We start from the raw sequence: 20,474 nt of genomic DNA, 5'->3' as shown, positions 1-20,474 counted from the left end.
CGATCTCGCCAAGGCCGTGCGGCCGTGAGACCATGACCATACCTGCAACCGGGAGTTCATGACCCTTGTTCGACGACCGGATCCTGTCCGTCGAGGCCTTGCCCTTCCTCTGGCCCTACGCGGTCTGCGCGCTCGTGGCTTATCTCCTTGGATCGATTCCCTTCGGATTGCTGATCACCCGGTGGGCGGGACTGGGCGACATCCGCAAGATCGGCTCCGGCAACATCGGCGCAACCAACGTTCTGCGCACCGGAAACAAGAAACTCGCCGCGCTGACTGTCTTGCTCGATGCCGTCAAAGGCGCCGCAGCCGTGCTGATCGCCTTCGACATCGGCGGCCCCGACTTCCTGGTCATTGCCTCGATCGCCGTCATGGTCGGGCACATGTTTCCCGTCTGGCTGAAGTTCCGGGGCGGCAAGGCCATTGCCACCGGTATGGGCGTGATCCTCAGCATCTCCTGGCCCGCGGGACTGGTCACCTTCGCCGGCTGGCTCCTGGTGGTCGCCACCACACGATACGTCTCTCTAGGAAGCATAATTTCATCAATTTTATCAGTGATTTATATTTTTTACTTCACAAGTGACATGCAGTATGTGCAGACCGTTGCCGTGCTCGCCGTGCTGACGATCATCCGCCACCGGTCCAATATCGGGCGCCTCTTCCGCGGCGAAGAACCCAAGATCGGTCAGAAGGCATGACCCCGGGCCTCGTTGCCAAGGTGCGACTGGCGCGTTCGGACAATATCGGCCCACGCACCTACCGCGCCCTGATCCGCCGCTTCGGTTCGCCGGAGGCCGCGCTTGACGCACTGCCGGAGCTGGCGCGCCGCGGCGGCCGTCTCAAGGGGGTCGCCGTTCCGGAGCCCGGCCCCATCGAAGACGAGATCACAGCACTGGTACGCTTGGGGGGCACGATGATCGCCTGTGACGATCCGGCGTACCCCACGTTGCTGGATCACATCCACGATCCGCCACCTGTGCTTTCCGTTCTTGGCCGTGACGACCTCCTCGCCCGGCCCATGGTCGGAATCGTCGGTGCACGCAATGCGTCGGCCGGTGGGCGTCGTTTCGCCGAGCGGCTCGCAGCCGATCTCGCTGAGGCCGGTCAGGTCGTGGTGTCCGGCATGGCACGCGGGATCGATACCGCCGCTCACACCGGCGCCCTCGACGGCGGCACGGTGGCGGTGCTGGCCGGTGGCATCGACAACATCTACCCGCCCGAGAACGAGGCCCTCTATCAGGCCATCGCCGAACAGGGCCTTGTCGTCAGTGATCAGCCGCTCGGTCTCGTGCCGCGATCGGGCCACTTTCCGCGCCGCAACCGGATCGTTGCCGGGATGGCGCTGGGCGTTGTCGTGGTCGAGGCCACGGAGCGGTCCGGTGCCCTGATCACCGCACGCCTCGCCGCTGAAAACGGGCGTGATGTCTTTGCCGTGCCCGGCTCGCCGCAGGATCCTCGCGCCAAGGGGGCCAATCGTCTGATCCGGGATGGCGCGGCCCTGATCGAGGGCACCGAGGACATCCTTTCGGGGCTCCAGCAGCCGGTCCGGGCGGTGCCAGATCTTGAGGCCTTGACCGTGCTTCCCGAGGAAGACGATCAGCCGATCGACATACCGGAATCGGGCTCCGATGACGGTCGCGAACGGCTGGTTTCCGCGCTTGGTGCGCAACCTGTCGAGGTTGACGAACTGGTGCGCCGGTGCCAAGTAACCCCCGCCGAGGCTCAGATTCTGCTGCTGGAACTGGAGCTCGCGGGCCGCATCGAGCGGCTTCCCGGAAACCGGGTCGCTCTCGTCATGGCCTGAAAAATCGTCGCTGAATCAACAGGTTCGCTCACCCAGAGGCGCCCATGAATGTCGTTATCGTCGAGTCGCCCGCCAAGGCCAAGACGATCGAGAAGTATCTCGGCAGCGATTACACTGTGCTGGCGAGCTACGGCCATGTGAGTGACCTGCCGCCCAAGGACGGCTCGGTCATCCCGGAGAAGGACTTCGAGATGATCTACGAGACCGGCGACAGGGCACGGAAGCCGCTGAAGGCCATCGCCGATGCCCTGCGCGGCGCCGACAGCCTGGTGCTGGCGACCGACCCGGACCGCGAGGGCGAAGCCATCTCGTGGCATGTCCTGAACTGGCTCAAGGACAAGGGCGCTATCAAGGATCGCCCGGTTCAGCGCGTCGTCTTCCATGAGATCACGCGCGATGCTGTGCGCGACGCGATCGCCAATCCGCGCGAGATCGACATGGATCTCGTCAACGCCCAGCAGGCTCGCCGGGCGCTCGACTATCTCGTCGGTTTCAATCTCTCGCCCGTTCTGTGGCGCAAGCTGCCGGGCAGCCGCTCGGCCGGGCGTGTGCAATCGGTCGCGCTGCGCCTGATCTGTGCGCGCGAAGCCGAGATCGAAACCTTCGTGCCGCGCGAGTACTGGACTGTCGAGGCCGATTTCCTGAAGGACACCGGTGCCAAGGTCCTCGCCCGCCTGACCCAACTCGACGGCACCAAGCTCGACAAATACGCCCTGCCCGACCGCAGCCGCGGCGAAGCTGCGGCGCGACGGGTGCGCGAAGGATCGTTCCGGGTCGCCCTGGTCGAACGCAAGCAGGTCAAACGCAACCCGAATCCGCCCTTCATCACCTCGACACTGCAGCAGGAGGCCTCGCGCAAGCTTGGCTTCGGCGCGCGCCGGACGATGCAGATTGCGCAGAAGCTGTACGAGGGTATCGACCTCGGCGGCGAGACCGTGGGTCTCATCACCTACATGCGGACCGACAGCGTGGCGCTCTCGCAAACAGCGCTTGACGGTGCACGTGACCTGATCCGCAATGATTTCGGCGAGCGCTATCTGCCCGAGAAGCCGCGTACCTTCCATTCGTCGGCGCGCAATGCCCAGGAGGCGCACGAGGCCGTACGCCCGACTGCCTTCGAACGCAGGCCTCAGGAGATGGTGCCTCACCTCGGTAGCGACGAGGCGCGGCTCTACGATCTGATCTGGAAACGCACATTGGCGAGCCAGATGGCACACGCCCTGCTCGACCAGGTCGGTGTCGACATCGCGACGGAGAAGAGGGATGCCGTGTTGCGCGCGACCGGCTCGGTTGTCGCGTTCGACGGTTTCATGAAGCTCTACCGCGAAGACCGGGACGATCCGAGCGACGAGGACGACGACAAGGAGCGCCGCCTGCCCGACGTGAAAGAGGGCGAGCCGCTCGCTGTTGGCGAGGTCCGTCCCGAACAGCACTTTACCCAACCGCCGCCGCGCTACACCGAAGCGAGCCTCGTGAAACGCATGGAGGAACTCGGCATCGGCCGGCCCTCGACCTATGCCTCGATCATAGGCGTGCTGCAGGACCGCGAATACGTGATTCTGGATAAGAAGCGTTTCGTACCGCAGGATCGCGGACGTCTGGTCACGGCCTTCCTTGAGGCCTTCTTCCCGACTTATGTCGAATACGGCTTCACCGCGAACCTCGAGACCGAGCTCGATCGCGTCTCGAACGGCGACATCGACTGGAAGGTTGTGTTGCGCGAGTTCTGGAATGCCTTCCACATGGCGGTCGAGGAAGCCGGAGAGCTTGATCGCCCCCGGGTCATGGCCGCGATCGAGGAGATCATTGAGGACCACATCTTCCGCAAGTCGGGCGACGGCAAGGATCCCCGCGCATGTCCGTCCTGCCAAGATGGCCGCCTCGGCCTGAAGCTCAACAAGTTCGGCGCCTTTCTAGGCTGCTCGAACTACCCCGACTGCAAGTTTACCCGCCAGCTCATCGCCAGCGACGGCGAAGACCAGCAGGGTGACAACGGGCCCAAAGAGCTGGGCTTCGATCCGGAAACCGGTCTCAAGGTCACACTGCGCCGCGGCCCCTACGGGCCTTACATCCAGAGGGGCGAAGCGGAGGAGAAAATCAAACCGCCGCGGGTCGCCGTGCCCAAGGGCATGATGCTCGACGACATCACGCTCGAGATCGCCCTGCGTCTGCTCACCCTGCCCCGCGAGGTCGGCAAGCATCCAGAGGACGGCGAACCGATCCTCGCCGGCATTGGCCGCTTCGGCCCCTACCTGAAGCACGGCAAGGGTTACACCTCGATCCCGAAGGACGACGACGTCCTGACGATCGGCCTCAACCGTGCCGTCACACTGATCGCCGAGAAGCTCGCGCGCGGTGGCGGACACGGCAATGCGGGCCCGCCGTTGAAGGAACTGGGTCCCCATCCCGAGGACGAGGTGCCGATCGAGGTCAAGAAGGGCCGTTACGGCCCCTATGTTGCCCACAAGCGCACCTTTGCGTCGCTGCCCAAGGGCATCGAGCCCGAGGACGTCACGCTGGAGATGGCGCTGGAGCTTCTGGCCAAGAAGAAGAACAGCAAGAAAAAGGCTCCGGCAAAGAAGGCCACAGCAAAGAAGGCGGCGAAGAAGAAGACGGCCAAGAAAGCGAGCCCGGCCGAGGCCGTGAGCGATGGCCCCGCTGAGGCCTGACAACGAGGGCGTGCCCTCGCGCGACGAGCTTCTCGACTTCATTTCCGACAATCCTGGCCGCGTCGGCAAACGCGACATTGCCCGAGCCTTCGGCATTTCCGGCAGCCACCAGCGCGCCGAGCTCAACCGCCTGCTGCGGGACCTCAAGCACGAAGGCCAGATCGGGCGCAATGCGGGGCGTAAGCTCAATCTGGTGGGCGACCTGCCGTCCGAGCTGATCGTCAAGATCGTGGCGATCGACGATGACGGTATCGCGATCGCCGAACCTCTGCTGTGGCATGGCGACGGTCCGCCACCGAAGATCCCGCTGAAACCGCTGACCGGCCGCAAGCCACATCCTGCGCCGGGCCTGAGCCAGTGCGCCATGGTGCAGCTGCGTCACCTGGCCAACGGCGGCTACGAAGGCCGGGTCCGCCGCCTGATCGCGCCCGACGCCCAGCAGGTCGTCGGGGTCTTCAAACGCACGCCAACGGGCGACCGCATCCAGCCGACAGACCGGCGCCAGTCGCACGACTACCGTGCCGAATTGCCGACAGGCCTGAAAGTCGAGGACGGCGATCTCGTTCTCGCCGAGCCCATGTCGACCCAGCGCTTCGGTCCGGTGCCGGCCCGTGTCGTCAGGCGCCTCGGCACCTGGGCCGACGCCGATGCGGTCTGCATGATCGCCATCACGACCCACGGCATTCCGGTCCACATGCCGGAGGAGGCGCTGGCCGAAGCCGAACGGGCAGAACCCGTCACCGAGCCCGGCAAACGCAAGGATCTGCGGGATGTTCCGCTCGTCACCATCGACGGTGTCGATGCCCGTGACCATGACGATGCGGTCTTTGCCGAGCCGACGACCGAACACGAGGCGGCCTGGCACGCCATCGTCGCGGTCGCCGACGTGGCGCACTACGTTCGACCCGGCAGCGAGCTCGATCGCGCTGCCTACCGGCGCGGCAACTCGGTCTACTTCCCCGACCGTGTCGTACCGATGTTGCCCGAACGGCTGTCCAACGATCTCTGTTCGCTGCGGCCCAATGAGGACCGTGCCTGCCTTGCCGCCCACCTCTGGATCGACAATCACGGCACGCTGCGGCGCTGGCGTTTCGTACGCGGGCTGATGCGCTCGGCCGCACGCCTGACCTATGATGAGGTCGAGGCCCACCGCGGGGGCCAGCCTTCGGAAACCACGTCCGCCCTGCCCGACGGGCTGATCGACAATCTCTACGGCGTCTATGCCGCGCTGCGAGGCGATCGTGTGCAGCGCGGTGCGCTCGACATCGACAGGCCCGAACGGCAGGTCGAGATCGGAGAAGACGGGCGTATCAAGGCGATCACCCAGCGCATTCGACACGACAGCCACAAGCTGATCGAGGAACTGATGATCGCCGCCAACATAGCCGCCGCGCTCCAGTTCAAGAACCGACGCATGCCGGTGATGTACCGCATCCACGACCAGCCCTCGCCCGAGAAGATCGAGGGCCTGCGCGAGTTCCTGCAGAGCCTGGGGCTCTCCCTGCGCAAGAGTGCACAGCTTCGTCCAGCCGATTTCGCCAGCATTCTCGGCAAGGTGTCCGACACCGAGCACAAGGACGCGGTCAACGAAGCGGTGCTGCGCAGCCAGTCCCAGGCCGAGTACGCGCCCGAGAACATCGGCCACTTCGGGCTCGGCCTCGAAGCCTATTGCCACTTCACGTCGCCGATTCGCCGTTACGCCGATCTCCTGGTCCACCGGGCCCTGATCCGCGGCCTCAAGCTGGGGTCCGGCGGACTGCCGGAGAACGGCGATACCGCCTTCGACAAGACGGGCGTGCACCTGACCGCCACCGAACGCCGTGCCATGAAGGCCGAGCGCGACGCCATGGACCGTTATCTCGCCGACTACATGGCCGACCGCGTGGGCGCGGTGATGCCCGGCCGGATCGTCGGCGTCGGCCGCTTTGGTGTCTTCGTCAGGCTGGATGAGATCGGCGCCGATGGCCTGCTTCCCGCACGCAGGCTGCCCGGCGGGCCGTTCCGCGTGCTCGACGGCCGCCAGGAGCTCGAGGGAGACGGCATCGTCTTCCGCCTCGGCGATTCCGTGACCGTTGAACTCGTCGAGGCCGATCCGGTCGCCGCCACCATCGGCTTCGATCTCGTCGAGGGCGGTATCGAGCGCAAGACACGCCGGCCCGGAACGTCGTCGCCGCGGGGCCGCAAGCACAGATCTGGGCCACGAAGACGGAAACGCTGAGCCGAACGATTGGTCTGAAGTCCGATTGTTGATATGGTCGCGAGATGCGACCGACTGTCCGTCGCAGGAATTTGGGGGCAAGATCGCAGCGACGACGGCGGCTGAAGTGGAGCCGCGCAACGAGCAGGGACGGCCGACACCGGCGCAGAAACGTTGGCTGGCGCTTGGGCTCGATCAGGCCGCGCCTTGCTCGAAGGCGAGTAGACCCTCAACCCAAGACGTCTGACCATCCGGACCGAAGTTCACTCAGAACTCGGCCGTCGAATTCGAGCGCGGGAACGGCTCGTCGGGCATGCCGAGAAATGCGCAGAGCGGCTCCCACCCCTCGGCAACATCAAAGACCAGAAAGCGTTCCGGCGCGACAGCAGCACGCACGTCGTCCGTCCGCCTGTTGAACCCGGCGATGCAGCCTCGCGACCGTCGTAGCGGCCGCCGAATGTCTTGCCACCGATTTCACGATCCCAGATTTCTGCCATCGTCATGATGTGGGACAGCAGCTCGTAGCTCCGGTAGTCGCTGACGAAGGTACCGATCGTCTTCGAGAACTGTTCCACCACGCCTCAGCGGGCCGGACGTTCAACATGACCCTGGCCTCGGAAAATGCGTCGATCAGATGGCGTCAGACATGAGCACCGGGCCAGTCGACCTGGGAGACGTAACCCTTGAAGACCTGATTCCAGTCGACGTGCCGGCCAACCTCGAAGGCCCCGCCAGTTGGCGACATGGGCGTGATCGGAGAACATCTCGTCCGTGCCCTACGTGTGATCATCACATCGGAATGTTGCCATGGGCGAGGACACTCCACGGCCCGTGACGCTGCCAGCGTCGTCCTGATCGCGGCACCGGCGACAAGGCCAAGGTGCTGATGGGACAGCGACGCAAGCGGGCGAGCTTCCTTCCGAACATCTATGTCTTTCCCGGCGGCCGGGTCGATGCGATCGACCGGCTCGCTCCCTCAAGCGTCAAACCCCATCGGTCAACCGACAAGCTCTTGAAGCAACACACCGCCACGGCATCGACGCTGGCCCTGCCCCCTGGCAGACCTGCGTGAGACCCATGAAGAGACCGGCTATCTGATTGCACGCACCGCGAAGAAGCGTGAACTGGACGATGCGCCGGACACCCCGTTCTGGAACGCCATGAAGGCGGCCGGTTCCGTGCCCGATCTTGCGCGCATGGACTACATCGCTCGCGCGCTGCCCCCGACCATGTCGCACAAGCGGTTCAACACACGCTTTTTCCTGGTCGATGCCAATGATGCCGAGGGCGAGTTGATCACCGACGGCGAGCTGGAAGACCTCCATCGGCTACCTCTCGATGCCGCCCACCGCCTGCCGATCGTCGACGTCACCGAGTTCGTGCTCAACCAGACGCGGCAACATTGGGCCGACCGCACCGGAGGCAGACAGCAGAAAACCGTTCCGTTCCTGCACTATGTCCGGAACCGGCAGCGGATCGATCATGTCTGATACGATCCTGTCGCAGCGCGGCAGGGCCCACCTTCTGATGACCCTGATCGGGGCGCTCGCGATTGTCACCACCACGAGTTCCCTAGCCTGGCCGATCCTCGCGGAATCCCTGCGCAACCAGGGCTACAGCGAGTCGGCAATCACCCTGCTCGGCGAACGCTTCAAGGCGGTCGATCTCGTCGCGGCCAACGCGGTGTTCTGGCGGCTGTTCGGCATCGGCGGCATGGTGGAACCGATGGTCGTCAGCACGTCCATGACCGAGTTCGGCCCTCAAGGCTTCGCCTTTTCGATGATCTCGGTGGTTCTGATCTACTGTGTGTTCGCTGCCTGCCGGCGGGCCACCATAGGGGGTACGGATCGCCCGGGGAATCCGTGTCTGGCGCTTGACCTCCGGCGGCGACATCACTAGTTTGCGCCTTTCCTTAGCAAACAGACGAACCATGGCCAAGCCGACCACCATTCTCGTGAAACTCGAGAGCACCGCAGACACCGGTTACTACTACGTGACCAAGAAGAACCCGCGCACCCAGACCGAGAAGCTGTCGTTCCGCAAGTACGATCCGGTGGCGCGTAAGCACGTCATGTTCAAGGAAACCAAGCTCAAGTAAGGGTTTCCGCGCCCGGCGCACGTTCTCAACACTTCGTCAGGATCACCCCGCTCGCCTTGCCGCGAGCGCTTCTCCGCGTCATGGCTTCGGCATGATGGTGAGGTGCCTGCTCGTCCTCGTTCCGATCGGATGGCCTGGCCCCGCCATGGCCTCGGCCGACAGTCTGCCGGAGGTCTTCGAGACTCACGCGATCGACGCCTTGTCTGCACCGGGTTTGGCAGCGGCCGGTGGTCAACGACAAGGATGCGCCCGGTCATGTTCTCGTCACGCAGCCGTGCCGGGGAACCTGTTGAAGGCATCCGGGAAATGATGAACCGAAATCGGCTTGTCGATGCAGGCGTCGCAAACGACGCCGAGGAACCTTTCTTTGTCGCCATTCATCGCCAGAGCACCGTGACCGCGACGACCGGGATATCGGACGTTCTGGCCTCGGCCTTCAGTCACTGGGTGACCTTGAGACCGAACGCATCCGGAAGCTGAACATCCATGATGATGAAGTCGGGATGATTGTCCTTGGCGAGGGCAAAGGCCTCTTCGCCATTCATGGCCTGCAGCACGTCGAAACCATTGGCATCCAGCAGATCGTTGAAGAGCTTCATGTTGAGCGCATTGTCTTCAACGAAGAGGACGGTTTTGCCATCAGGGGCTCCCTGACACGTCCGCCCTGAAATCCCCGGCCACCAAGCATGAACGCCACACCCGCCGAAGTCCAGCCTTTGGACCTCGCCTCCATCCCAAGTCAAGCGCGAGGCTTGTTTCGCAGACCTCATAGCATAAGTTGAGCCCCTTGCCTTAGCCACCGCGCACGCGGCATTTCTCAATGATCGAACAAAACAATGAAGATCGGCTTAACTGGTCACTTGCGGACCAGTTGGACCGCATTGAGATCGAATCCGAGCGTCCGTTGCTCATTTCCGACGCTGATGAGGTGATTTTTGCCTTCATGGCGGGGTTCGAACGGCATCTGAGCGCCAACGGAGCCTATTTCAACTGGGCATCGTTCCGCCTGAACGGAAATATTATCGCCCGGGAAACGGACGAACCACTCGACATGCCCGACGTTCGTGCGCTGCTCGCCAGCTATTTCGAGCAGCACACGCGCACGATGGCGGTTGTCGAACATGCCTCGGAGTCGCTGCAGCACCTGAGCGAACGCCTCCAGATCGTCGTTCTCAGCAATGTACCTCATGCCCAGAGACCGGCACGCGCGGCCGCACTTGAAGGCAACGGCATGCCCTATCCGCTGATCTCGAACGAGGGCTCCAAGGCCGAGGCGGTCAGGGCCCTGGCGTCACGCACCAACGGGCATGTCTTCTTCATCGACGATTCGCCGCTGCACCACGCCGAAGTGGCTGAGGTCGCCGATCATGTGGTCCGTATCCACTACATCAGCCATCCCGACCTCGGCGACCTGCTGGGACCAGCCGAAGAGAGTCACTTTCGCGCCCGCGACTGGCCCGACATCCATCGCTACATCGAACGCCACCTCGCCGTCCATCCATGAGGATCGGGATCGATCTCGGCGGCACCAAGATCGAGGGGCTGCTGCTGGCTCCTGACGGATCGGAAGCCGCCCGACTGCGAGTCGCCACGCCCCAGGACGACTACGATGCAACGGTCCGCGCCATCGCCGGTGTGGTCAGCGCGCTCTCCGATCGCGCGCCCGAACCGATCGCACGGTTCGGCATGGGTATGCCGGGGTCCCTGTCGCCAAAGACGGGCATGGTCCGGAACTCGAACTCTGTCTGCCTGAACGGTCGTGACCTGCCGGGTGATCTCGGAATTGCAACGGGTCTCGCGCTGCGCGTGGCCAACGATGCCAACTGCTTTGCCTTGTCCGAGGCCTCTGACGGCGCCGGTGCCGGATGTATCTCTGTCTTCGGCATCATCCTAGGTACCGGATGCGGTGGCGGCGTGGTGATCAACGGCACCATCGTGGAGGGCCGGAATCGCGTTGGCGGGGAATGGGGCCACAATCCCCTGCCCGCTCCCGATGATGACGAACAGACCGGCGAGCGATGCTTCTGCGGCCGCCGCGGCTGTCTGGAGACTTTTCTGTCTGGTCCGGCACTGGCGCGCGATCATGTCGACCATGGCGGAGAGCCGCTGGTGCCGTCCGAGATCGCGGCGGCAGCCGCCGGCGGCGACGCGCAGGCAGAAGCAACGATGCGGCGCTACGAAACACGCCTCGCCAAGGCGCTCTGCGTCGTTATGAACATTATCGATCCCGATGTGATCGTGCTGGGCGGCGGCCTCTCGAATCTCGACCGGCTCTATCGCAACGTTCCCGGCCTCTGGTCGCCCTTCGTCTTCTCTGACAGCATCTCCACGGACCTGGTTCCCGCAGTGCATGGCGACTCGAGCGGCGTCAGGGGCGCAGCATGGCTCTGGCCCGAGCCGGACGGGCGCTGATCAGCAACCGCCGTCGAGTTCCGTCAGTTCCACCAAGGTCAGATCAATCACGAAGGTGCCGTAGTCGTAGGAGAGCGATTCGGCGACACCGTCCTCGCGCAGGACGGCTGCAATCTCGACTTCGGGCTGTTCGGCGACCGTGCCATGTTCGTAGAACGCCAGCCGCATCGGCCACGAGACCATCCCGTCGTTCTCCACCGCCGATCCGACAATCGTGGTGACGTCGTAGACCTTCGCACCATCGGTGCCGTCGTAGACGACATGGCTCATGAAACGCTCACCGGCCGCAGCGCGATCAATGAGATCCGACAGATGCACCATCGGAAAGACAGCCTTGTCGGGCAGGTTGTGGCGCGACTCCTCGGGCTGCTCGATCGAAATCCTTCCCGAACGGGTCTCGTCGGCAATGCTGGCCTCGCCCGAGAACCGTTCGATCCCGCCGGGACTGTGCGCCGTTTCATCGTCGAAGCGATACCAGGAGCCATCCTTGGACTGGAAAAAGTCGATGCTCGATGTGGTCGAGTGCGTCCCGTCGTCACCCGTGATCTGCATCGCCAAGCGGCGGCGCACCGCCCAGGTTTCGCAGTGGTCTTCGATCTCGAGCAGCATCCCGCCATGGATCGAGATCAGGCCAGTGCGACTCTCGTGTTCGCCAAGCGTCATCTCGTAGACGGCACTGTGGGCCACGAGGTCGGCCGCATCGACGGAAAGGGTGAAGACCGAGCCGGCAAGCACGACGGCACTGGCGGGAAGGAAGGCTTTGCGCAGGGACATGGCATCCATTAAGTACGCGCGGCTTTCCGGAATCAATCGGTACATCTCTGTCGGGGATCACAATATGACGAGCAAGCCTGTCGTTTTTGTCACGCGTACCCTGCCCGAGGGCGTCGAAACGCGCTTGGGTCGCGACTACGAGCCCCGGCTCAATTCCGACGACCACTTGCCCAGCGCCGATGAGGTCATCGCCGGTTGTCGCGGCGCCGATGCCCTGCTGCCCTGCCCGACCGACAAGATCACGGCCGACGTGATCGCCGGGCTGGACGACAGCGTGAAGGTGATCGCCACCTTCTCCGTCGGCTTCGAGCACATCGACGTAGCGGCCGCCAGGGAACGCGGCATCGTCGTCACCAACACGCCCGACGTTCTGACCGATGCGACCGCCGACATCGCAATGCTCCTGATACTGGGTGCCGCGCGCCGTGCCTACGAGGGCGAACGCATGGTGCGCGAGGCGACCTGGGGTGCCTGGTCACCGACCGGCATGCGGGGCATCCATGTCAGTGGCAACCGCCTGGGCATCCTCGGCATGGGCCGGATCGGACAGGCCGTTGCGCGGCGCGCGGCCGGTTTCGGCATGGAAGTGCACTACCACAACCGCTCGAAGCTTCCGGCAGAACTGGAATTCGGCGCCACATTCCATGGTGAGCTCGACGACCTGCTGGCAGTCAGCAACATCCTGTCGATCCACTGTCCGTCGACGTCCGACACCGTGAAGCTGATCAACGAAGAGCGAATCTCCAGGCTCCCGGACGGTGCGATTGTGGTGAACACGGCCCGTGGCAATGTGATCGACGACGGCGCCCTGATCGCAGCGCTGAACGCCGGCAAGCTCTTCGCGGCCGGAATCGACGTTTTCGACGGCGAACCGAACATCCACCCGGGCTACCGGAATCTGACCAACGCGTTCCTGTTGCCCCATCTGGGCAGCGCCACCATGGCGACCCGCGATGCCATGGGCTTCCGGGCGCTTGACAACCTGGACGCCTTCTTCCGCGGTGAGGAGCCGCCCGACAGGGTCGCCTAGGGAGCCACTCCAAATGCCTTCATGGCGTGGGCTGTACGATCGAGGAAGGTCTGCTGATCAATGGCCGTCACGACCTGCACCGGGCCTGCCCCGGGCGTGATCACCGTTCGGGCGCACTGGTTACCGTCCTCGATGACAACATCGACGGCGCCTTCTTCGAGCGTGAAGATATCCGGCCAGGCCAGCAGGCCCGTCACCGCGACGTCGTAGAGCGCCACCGGCGCCGCGCGCCACATGCCTAGAAGGGCCGCACCCGGCCGGCCGAAATCCCCCATGGCGTCAAACCATGTCATCGGCGGACGCAGGTTACTCGTGGTGTCCAGCGTGACAAGCGAGATCGGAGAGGCAACCGACAGGGCAACATGAGCCGCATGGGGATCGACGTGGATGTTAAACTCCGCGCGTGCGGTCATGTTGCCGCGCCCGGATGCCCCGCCCATGACGGCAAGATGACCGATACTCGAAGCGATGTCGGGATGGGCGATCAGCATCGTGGCGATGTTGGTCAGCGGCCCGATCGCGACGATCGTTACGGGCCGGTCGCTCGCCTCGAGAAGACGGATCAGCGCCGTGACGGCATGGGTTTCCAAGGGCCCCTCGGCGGGTTCCGGTAACCCGGAACCGCCGAGCCCGTCGATGCCGTGGGTCTCTGTGGCTGTCTTGAGACGCCGCAGCATGGGCCGCTCGCAACCGGCGTAGACCGGAATGTCCGGCCGTCCGGCCGCTTCGACGATGCGCCGGGCGTTGACCGATGTGCGCTCGACCGCGACGTTGCCGGCCACGGTGGTGACGGCAAGAACGTCAAAAACGTCGGGCAGCGCCAGCGCGAGAAACAGCGCGAAGGCATCATCCTTGCCGGGATCGCAGTCGAAGATGACGGGAAGCGCGGTCACGCAGAAGCCATATTTGTCTGGGGTTTGCCGCAGCATCTTGCATCCGCCGTTTCGGCGGGGCAAACGAGAGCTCCATCCGACAAGGAGAGCCCATCATGACGATTTCAGCCGCCAACTGGAATTACCCCACCGCCATTCGTTTCGGCGACGGCCGCATCACGGAGCTTGCCGCGGTGTGCAGCGAGCTGGGCATCACGAAAGCGCTGCTCGTGACCGACCCCGGCATCGCCGATCTGCCGATGATCGCCGATGCGGTCGCTGCGAACCGTGCCGCGGGCCTTCCGACCGATGTCTTCTCGGACATCAACCCGAACCCGCTCGGTTCCGACGTCGATTGCGGTCTCGAGGTGATTCGTTCGGGCGGCCACGATGGCGTGATCGTCTTCGGCGGCGGCAGCGCCATGGATGCCGGCAAAACCATCGCCTTCATGGCCGGCCAGACCCGTTCGATGTTCGATTTCGAGGACCGCGGCGACAACTGGACCCATGCCAACGCCGACGCGATCCTGCCGATCGTCGCCGTCCCGACGACCTCTGGCACCGGCTCCGAAGTAGGCCGTGCAGCAGTGATCATCGACGAAGCCGATCAGACCAAAAAGATCCTCTATCACCCTCGGATGTTGCCCGGCATCGTCATCGAAGACCCCGCGCTGACGGTTGGGCTGCCCGCCAGCATCACGGCCTGGACCGGCATGGATGCCCTCGCCCACTGCCTGGAGGCCTACAGCGCTCCAGGCTACCACCCCATGGCCGACGGCATCGCGCTTGAAGGCATGCGTCTGGTCAAGGAATGGCTGCCCGTCGCCGTGGCCGATGGCAGAGACATCGATGCTCGCGGGCACATGCAGATTGCCGCGACCATGGGTGCCACCGCTTTCCAGAAGGGCCTGGGTGCCATCCATTCGCTGTCGCATCCCATCGGCGCACTCTTCAACACTCACCACGGACGCACCAACGCCGTTGTGATGCCCTACGTGATGGCCTTCAACCGCGATACGGTCGCCGATCGCTACGCCGCCCTGGCGCGCTACCTGGATATCGGTGACGGGTTCGATGCCGTCATGGAATGGGTCCTGGAACTGCGGACCAAAATCGGTATCGAGCACACGCTGGCCGATATCGGCGTCGACAACAGCCGGGTCGACACGGTGATCGCCCAGGCCGTGAACGATCCCACCGCCGGCACCAACCCGGTCCCGCTCGACAACGACAATCTGGCGCACATGTTCACCAATGCTCTGGAGGGGAGGCTCAACTGATGATCAGCCGGGCCAGGAGCAGTCTCTTTGGTGCGCTGACAGCACTGTTGCTGCCGGCAGGCCTTGCCGTTGCCGAAGAGCCCGGCCAGATCGTAGGCATCCAGACCGAGAACGACTTCTTCGTCTCGAACGACGACGGCGAATACACCCACGGCATGCAGCTCTCTTACCTGAGCGGCGCCAAAGACATTCCCGACCTCGTGGTCAACGGCGCCAACTTGCTGCCGATGTTCGATGTTGGCGGCGGCAAGCGATGGGGCATCACCATCGCGCAGAGCATGTTCACGCCGAACGACATCCGCAGCCCCAACCTTCTGGTTGACGATCGGCCCTATGCCGGCTGGCTGCGGGGCGACATCGGACTCGCCGCTGACAACGGCGACAGGCTCGACCGCGCCAGCCTCTCGCTGGGCGTCATCGGTCCGGCGTCCTATGCCGATGAGATGCAAATCTGGTTTCACGAGATCATCAAGGCACCTCGGCCGAAGGGCTGGGACCACCAGCTCAGCAACGAACCTGCAATCAACCTCTTCTATGAGCGCCAGCACCGCACGGTGAAGGATGCCGATCTCAGCGGTCTCGGCCTCGAATGGGACCTGACGACGCGCGGATCGTTCGCGCTGGGCAACGTGCACACCTATGCCGGGCTCGGTGCCGAGATGCGCATCGGTCAGGACCTCAGACAGGACTATGGCGCACCCCGAATCGGCGCGGGTATCGCCGGTTCCGAATACTTCCTTCCCGGCAGTTGGGACAGTCTCGGCTGGTACGTCTTCGCCGGCGCCGAGGCGCGCTTCGTGGCACGCAACATCTTCCTCGACGGCAACACGTTCACCCATAGCCACAGCGTCGACAAGAACCCGTTCGTCGGCGAGTTCCAGACCGGTATCGCGCTGACCTGGGGCCACATGCGCCTGACCTTCACGCATCGCATGCGGACGAAAGAGTTCGACGGACAGGAAGACGTCGACCAGTTCGGCGCGATCAGCCTGTCGGCGACCCTCTAGTCGTCCAGGGTCATGAGTCCTGCGTTGCCGCCGGCCGCCGTCGTGTCCGTTGAAACGACCCGTTCGGTCGCAAAACGATGGAGATAGCGGGGCCCGCCGGCCTTCGGCCCGGTCCCCGAGAGCCGCTCGCCACCGAACGGCTGGCTGCCCACGATCGCACCGATCATGTTGCGGTTGACGTAGATATTGCCGACCTCGGCACGATCCGCGATGTGCTCTGCTACCGAATCGATACGCGTGTGGATCCCGAGCGTGAGGCCGTAGCCGGTGCCGTTGATGGCGTCGATCAGATCGTCGAGCCGGCCCTGTGAAAACCGCATGACATGGAGCACGGGTCCGAACACCTCCCGCTCCAGACGTGAGAGCGCATCGATCTCGATCACTGTCGGCGCAACGAAGGTCCCGTACTCCGTCTCGGGACCCAGCAGCGAGCGGTAGATCACGGTCGCCTCCTGACCCATGCGCGCGACATGGGCCTCCAGCACACCCTTCGCCTCATCGTCGATGACCGGTCCGACATCGGTCGCGAGCAAGGCGGGATCGCCGACCTTCAGTTCCGCCATCGCGCCGGTCAGCATGGCGATGGTCTTGTCCGCCACCTCCTCCTGCAGACACAGGACACGCAGCGCCGAACAGCGCTGTCCTGCGCTGTTGACGGCCGAATGGATCACATCGGCCGTGACCTGCTCCGGCAGCGCCGTGGAATCCACGATCATGGCGTTTTGACCGCCGGTCTCTGCGATCAACGGCACGATCGGTCCGGATCGCTCGGCCAGTTTGCGGTTGATAAGCTGCGCGGTCTCGGTCGATCCCGTGAAGGCGACGCCCGCGACGCGCGGGTCGGCCACCAGCGCAGCACCCACTGTTGCACCGTCGCCGGGCAGCAAATGAAGAACGTCCCCGGGAACACCGGCCTCGTGCAGAAGACGAGCTGCAAACAACGCCATCAGCGGAGTCTGCTCGGCCGGTTTCGCGATCACCGCGTTGCCGGCCGCGAGGGCAGCGGTGACCTGACCGCAGAAGATCGCCAGCGGGAAGTTCCAGGGTGAGATGCAGACAAAAACACCGCGTCCGTGCAGCGCAATCGTGTTCGTCTCTCCGGTCGGTCCCGGAAGTGTGACAGGAGCGGCGAAGTCGTCGCGGGCGCGAGCCGCGTAGTAGCGGCAGAAGTCGACCGCCTCGCGCACCTCGGCAACCCCGTCGGCCAGTGTCTTGCCCGCCTCACGACAAGCGATCGCCATGGCCTGGGCCATATTCTGCTCGAGCCTGTCGGCGAAGCGTTCCAGGCACGATGCCCGTTCATCGGCCGGCGTGTCCGACCATGCGCGTGCCGCGGCATGCGCGCGCGACAGAGCCTGATCAACCAGGTCGACATTGGCCTCAGCGACCTCGCCGACATCATCCCGACGGTCCGCGGGGTTGGTGATCGTGCGGACCGTACCACCCACGATTTCGCCACCGATCAGCGGCGCCGCCCGCCAGGATGTTTCGCTGGCGCGTCCCATGTCCCTGGCCAGCGCACCAAGAACCTCGACATCGCTGAGGTCAAGGCCCTTGGAGTTGCGCCGACCCGGGCCGAACAGATCGCGCGGCAGGACGATCCGGGGGTGCGGCTTCGAATCGATGGCCGAGACCGCCGCGACCGGGCTTTCGACCAGTCGTTCGATCGGCATCGCATCGTCGACAATCCGATTTACGAAGGACGTGTTGGCACCGTTCTCGAGTAGTCGCCGGACGAGATAGGCCAGCAGGTCCTCGTGGCTGCCCACCGGCGCGTAGATGCGGCAGCTGATGTCGCGTCCCGACTCCTCGACCAAACGCTCGTAGAGCGCCTGTCCCATGCCGTGAAGCCGTTGAAATTCGAAGTCCCGCCGCTCCGACCCGGCCAGCATCAGGATCGTCGCCAGAGTCTGGGCGTTGTGGGTGGCAAATTGCGGATAGAAGGCCGCCGCATTGCCCAGCAGGCGTCGGGCACAAGCGATATAGGAGACATCTGTCGAGGCTTTGCGGGTGAAGACCGGATAGCCGTCGAGCCCTTGTTCCTGCGACAGTTTGATTTCGGTATCCCAGTACGCGCCCTTGACCAGGCGAACGGGAATGCGGCGACCGTGGCGCGCCGCCATGTCGGCGAGGAAGTCCAGCACGTGGACCGCGCGCTTCTGATAGGCCTGCACCGCAAGACCGAGACCGTCCCATCCGGCGAGCGAGGCCGACCCTGATGCGAGCCCGAAGAGCTCCAGAGAGATCTCAAGCCGGTCCGCCTCCTCCGCGTCGACCGTGAGTGCAATACCGCAGTCGCGCGCACGCTCGGCAAGGACGATCAGGCGCGGCGCAAGCTCCGCCATGACCCGCTCGCGCTGGGACAGCTCGTAGCGCGGATGCAGCGCCGAAAGCTTCACCGAGATGCTGGGTCTGGCGAAGAGGTCGGGATCGTCAGCTGCGGGGCCGAGACGGTCGATCGCGGCCTCATAGGACGCCATGTATCGGTCGGCATCCGGCATGGTGCGCGCGGCCTCGCCGAGCATGTCGAAGGAATGGCGGTAACCCTTCGCACGCTCATCGCGTGATCGGTCGAGCGCCTCATCAATGGTCTGTCCCATGACGAACTGGCGTCCAATGATCCGCATGGCATGCACCATCGCCTCGCGGATGATGGGTTCGCCGATCCGGTTGACCAGACGCCCCAGCAGGCCAAGCGCATTCCCGGTCCATTCCGAATCCAGTCTGACGATCCGGCCCGTCAGCATGAGACCCCAGGTCGAGGCATTGACGAACAGCGACTCGCTGTCACCGACATGATCGGCCCAGTCCGCATCGCCGATCTTGTCGCGGATCAGCCGGTCAGACGTCTCCGGATCAGGCACGCGCAGCAGAGCCTCAGCCAGACACATGAGCGCAACACCCTCGTCGCTCGACAGATCGTACTCGTGCATGAAGGCATCAAGGCCGCCGGCATCCCGGCGACGCGCACGGACCTGCGCGACCATGTCGCGGGCCAGGCGTTCAACCTTGCGGGCAGCGTCATCTCCAAGGCGCGCTTCGGCCAGCATGGTTTCCACGACCTCATTCTCGTCGGCACGATAGGTCCGCCGCAAGGCATTGAGGTCATCGCGATCCGGCAGGGAGTCGAAGACGAAGGTCATTCTCGGGGTCTCCAATTGCGGCCAATCAGGCGGCGAAATGTCGGGCTCGTGGGCGTTCTTGACCACCATAGACAATCAAACGCGACATCTGTTTACGAATCCCGCCAAGATTTCGATGAGTTCCCCAAGATTTCGATACTAGGGGCGATAAGAAAGGGCTCAACATGCCTACTCGGGGGAATACCGTTGGCGGACACGACGACAACGCGCAGTCTCGCAGGCATCACGCTGTTCGAGGGTTTGCCGGCCACAGAGGTCGAAGCCATCAAGAAGCTGGTGCGCTGGTGCCCGGTGAAGGCCGGAGAGCAGATCCTTGATCGCTCCTCCATACAACCGCGGCCTCTTTCTTGTGGCCACTGTGACGACCATCACCGGTCTTGATAGGCGGCAACAGACACACTCATACCAAAAATCGTTGGTCAGAGCCCATGTGCCCAGTTTCTCGCTCCGATCGAGGTGGTGCGATCCGGGTCCTTGATCAACCTGTTCCAGGCCTCGCACTGGCAGGCATGGCGCAGCCACACGGCATGGGGGGAGACGGGCGGGATAAAGACAAAAGGACCTCAGGCGGCAGCTAAATCAATCATGCCGCCCGAGGTCCCGATGTCGGGAAGAAACAGAAGATTTCAGGCGGCGTGGCCGCCTGAAATCCTGATTCCGTACTCAGTTCTCGACAGCGTAAAACGCCCCACCTTCGATATTGCTATCACTTTCTCCGGATCTGGAAAGGGTTCCTGTCAGGTCTCCGTGTACCAGCAAATCCCCATCGTTAAGGTACACGTTACCTGCAATGGCCCCGTCGACTGTGGTGGTGACGCTCGTACCGACCAGTGTAAGGTCCCCAGCCAGGGCGCTTTCAATCGCGGTTGCAGTGATCGTTCCTCTACCACGCAGCTTTCCATTCACATTTGTGCCATGCAAAGTCGACGCCCCCGTACCACTGGTGGCAAGGCCGGAAAAAGCTCTTGCCTTTGTTTTGACCGTGCCATTATCGAAATTGGCCGTGATTTGGAGATTGCCCAGCGTGGGAAGACCCGAGAAAAGATTGTCAGCCCTGACATATCCCGTCAAGGTGCCGTTCCCCGCCGGCAGAGCATCCGGGGCCTGGAGACGGTCGGCTTCGACAGCTGCAGCGATAAAATTCAGATTGTCGATTTGCCGGAGATGTCTCAGCGGCCTGATTATAGT

17 protein-coding genes and 1 pseudogene are annotated in these 20,474 nt (G+C 63.8%); 12 read left to right on the top strand and 6 right to left on the bottom strand.

The features are described from left to right. The first annotated feature begins 83 nt into the window (after positions 1-83). From plsY to rnr, 4 genes are read left to right on the top strand one after another with little or no spacing between them, the layout of a single operon-like run. Positions 84-698, top strand: a complete 615-nt coding sequence (gene plsY, locus GDA49_13735) for a glycerol-3-phosphate 1-O-acyltransferase PlsY (GenBank protein ID MBC6441434.1) — start codon at positions 84-86, stop codon at positions 696-698. Further along, a complete protein-coding gene (gene dprA, locus GDA49_13730; GenBank protein ID MBC6441433.1) occupies positions 695-1,804 on the top strand; it encodes a DNA-protecting protein DprA in 1,110 nt (369 codons plus the stop codon). The genes plsY and dprA overlap by 4 nt, the downstream gene beginning before the upstream one ends. Before the next feature lie 44 nt (positions 1,805-1,848). Further along, positions 1,849-4,473: a type I DNA topoisomerase gene (topA, locus tag GDA49_13725; GenBank protein MBC6441432.1), complete on the top strand. Its 2,625-nt coding sequence runs from the start codon at positions 1,849-1,851 to the stop codon at positions 4,471-4,473. Continuing rightward, on the top strand, positions 4,454-6,691 hold the full coding sequence (gene rnr, locus GDA49_13720; GenBank protein ID MBC6441431.1) for a ribonuclease R: 2,238 nt from the start codon (positions 4,454-4,456) through the stop codon (positions 6,689-6,691). Before topA ends, rnr begins: the two co-directional genes overlap by 20 nt. A 246-nt stretch (positions 6,692-6,937) precedes the next feature. On the opposite strand, the gene GDA49_13715 is transcribed toward rnr, so the two are convergent. Then, positions 6,938-7,129 carry a hypothetical protein gene (locus GDA49_13715; GenBank protein MBC6441430.1) on the bottom strand — a complete coding sequence of 64 codons (192 nt, stop codon included), beginning with the start codon at positions 7,127-7,129 and terminating at the stop codon, positions 6,938-6,940. 701 nt (positions 7,130-7,830) lie between these two features. Here GDA49_13715 and GDA49_13710 point away from each other — a divergent pair. From GDA49_13710 to rpmG, 3 genes are read left to right on the top strand one after another with little or no spacing between them, the layout of a single operon-like run. After that, positions 7,831-8,160 (top strand): hypothetical protein, encoded by a 330-nt coding sequence (locus GDA49_13710; GenBank protein MBC6441429.1) that lies wholly within the window; start codon positions 7,831-7,833, stop codon positions 8,158-8,160. Then, positions 8,153-8,569: a hypothetical protein gene (locus GDA49_13705; GenBank protein ID MBC6441428.1), complete on the top strand. Its 417-nt coding sequence runs from the start codon at positions 8,153-8,155 to the stop codon at positions 8,567-8,569. The genes GDA49_13710 and GDA49_13705 overlap by 8 nt, the downstream gene beginning before the upstream one ends. Before the next feature lie 31 nt (positions 8,570-8,600). Beyond that, a complete protein-coding gene (rpmG, locus tag GDA49_13700) occupies positions 8,601-8,768 on the top strand; it encodes a 50S ribosomal protein L33 (GenBank protein MBC6441427.1) in 168 nt (55 codons plus the stop codon). Between the two features lie 264 nt (positions 8,769-9,032). Here the strand turns inward: rpmG and GDA49_13695 are convergent. Continuing rightward, positions 9,033-9,367: pseudogene (locus GDA49_13695) on the bottom strand (response regulator). A gap of 305 nt (positions 9,368-9,672) precedes the next feature. Here GDA49_13695 and GDA49_13690 point away from each other — a divergent pair. Both GDA49_13690 and GDA49_13685 read left to right on the top strand, forming a co-directional pair. Further along, positions 9,673-10,272 (top strand): hypothetical protein, encoded by a 600-nt coding sequence (locus GDA49_13690; GenBank protein ID MBC6441426.1) that lies wholly within the window; start codon positions 9,673-9,675, stop codon positions 10,270-10,272. After that, positions 10,269-11,180: an ROK family protein gene (locus tag GDA49_13685; GenBank protein ID MBC6441425.1), complete on the top strand. Its 912-nt coding sequence runs from the start codon at positions 10,269-10,271 to the stop codon at positions 11,178-11,180. Before GDA49_13690 ends, GDA49_13685 begins: the two co-directional genes overlap by 4 nt. Here GDA49_13685 and GDA49_13680 read toward each other — a convergent pair whose 3' ends face one another. Continuing rightward, the gene (locus GDA49_13680) at positions 11,181-11,954 is read right to left on the bottom strand and encodes a DUF1849 family protein (GenBank protein ID MBC6441424.1); all 774 of its coding nucleotides are present in this window, start codon (positions 11,952-11,954) and stop codon (positions 11,181-11,183) included. A 64-nt stretch (positions 11,955-12,018) separates the two neighbouring features. Between GDA49_13680 and GDA49_13675 the strand changes: the two genes are divergently transcribed. Further along, positions 12,019-12,984, top strand: a complete 966-nt coding sequence (locus tag GDA49_13675) for a D-glycerate dehydrogenase (protein ID MBC6441423.1) — start codon at positions 12,019-12,021, stop codon at positions 12,982-12,984. Here the strand turns inward: GDA49_13675 and GDA49_13670 are convergent. Next, on the bottom strand, positions 12,981-13,913 hold the full coding sequence (locus GDA49_13670) for a nucleoside hydrolase (protein ID MBC6441422.1): 933 nt from the start codon (positions 13,911-13,913) through the stop codon (positions 12,981-12,983). The genes GDA49_13675 and GDA49_13670 overlap by 4 nt on opposite strands. Positions 13,914-13,972: 59 nt before the next feature. Between GDA49_13670 and GDA49_13665 the strand changes: the two genes are divergently transcribed. Both GDA49_13665 and GDA49_13660 read left to right on the top strand, forming a co-directional pair. Next, positions 13,973-15,136: an iron-containing alcohol dehydrogenase gene (locus GDA49_13665; GenBank protein ID MBC6441421.1), complete on the top strand. Its 1,164-nt coding sequence runs from the start codon at positions 13,973-13,975 to the stop codon at positions 15,134-15,136. Beyond that, complete coding sequence (locus tag GDA49_13660) at positions 15,136-16,143, top strand: lipid A deacylase LpxR family protein (protein MBC6441420.1); 1,008 nt, start codon at positions 15,136-15,138, stop codon at positions 16,141-16,143. The genes GDA49_13665 and GDA49_13660 overlap by 1 nt, the downstream gene beginning before the upstream one ends. On the opposite strand, the gene putA is transcribed toward GDA49_13660, so the two are convergent. Together putA and GDA49_13650 are read right to left on the bottom strand one after the other, a co-directional pair. Continuing rightward, a complete protein-coding gene (gene putA / locus GDA49_13655; protein MBC6441419.1) occupies positions 16,140-19,286 on the bottom strand; it encodes a bifunctional proline dehydrogenase/L-glutamate gamma-semialdehyde dehydrogenase PutA in 3,147 nt (1,048 codons plus the stop codon). The two genes, GDA49_13660 and putA, sit on opposite strands and share 4 nt — an antisense overlap. 663 nt (positions 19,287-19,949) lie before the next feature. Then, positions 19,950-20,357 (bottom strand): hypothetical protein, encoded by a 408-nt coding sequence (locus GDA49_13650; protein MBC6441418.1) that lies wholly within the window; start codon positions 20,355-20,357, stop codon positions 19,950-19,952. Positions 20,358-20,474: the final 117 nt, after the last annotated feature.

It is taken from the genome of Rhodospirillales bacterium, from assembly GCA_014323865.1.
Lineage (GTDB): Bacteria > Pseudomonadota > Alphaproteobacteria > SP197 > SP197 > SP197.
The sequence above is the reverse complement of the archived record's forward strand: the minus strand, read 5'-3'. Positions and strand labels throughout refer to the sequence as shown.

Coding starts and splice junctions, on each gene's coding strand:
- dprA (MBC6441433.1), top strand. CDS start 695: ATGACCCCGGGCCTCGTTGCCAAGGTGCGACTGGCGCGTTCGGACAAT.
- topA (MBC6441432.1), top strand. CDS start 1,849: ATGAATGTCGTTATCGTCGAGTCGCCCGCCAAGGCCAAGACGATCGAG.
- rnr (MBC6441431.1), top strand. CDS start 4,454: ATGGCCCCGCTGAGGCCTGACAACGAGGGCGTGCCCTCGCGCGACGAG.
- GDA49_13710 (MBC6441429.1), top strand. CDS start 7,831: ATGAAGGCGGCCGGTTCCGTGCCCGATCTTGCGCGCATGGACTACATC.
- GDA49_13705 (MBC6441428.1), top strand. CDS start 8,153: ATGTCTGATACGATCCTGTCGCAGCGCGGCAGGGCCCACCTTCTGATG.
- rpmG (MBC6441427.1), top strand. CDS start 8,601: ATGGCCAAGCCGACCACCATTCTCGTGAAACTCGAGAGCACCGCAGAC.
- GDA49_13685 (MBC6441425.1), top strand. CDS start 10,269: ATGAGGATCGGGATCGATCTCGGCGGCACCAAGATCGAGGGGCTGCTG.
- GDA49_13680 (MBC6441424.1), bottom strand. CDS start 11,954: ATGTCCCTGCGCAAAGCCTTCCTTCCCGCCAGTGCCGTCGTGCTTGCC.
- GDA49_13675 (MBC6441423.1), top strand. CDS start 12,019: ATGACGAGCAAGCCTGTCGTTTTTGTCACGCGTACCCTGCCCGAGGGC.
- GDA49_13670 (MBC6441422.1), bottom strand. CDS start 13,913: ATGCTGCGGCAAACCCCAGACAAATATGGCTTCTGCGTGACCGCGCTT.
- GDA49_13665 (MBC6441421.1), top strand. CDS start 13,973: ATGACGATTTCAGCCGCCAACTGGAATTACCCCACCGCCATTCGTTTC.
- GDA49_13660 (MBC6441420.1), top strand. CDS start 15,136: ATGATCAGCCGGGCCAGGAGCAGTCTCTTTGGTGCGCTGACAGCACTG.
- putA (MBC6441419.1), bottom strand. CDS start 19,286: ATGACCTTCGTCTTCGACTCCCTGCCGGATCGCGATGACCTCAATGCC.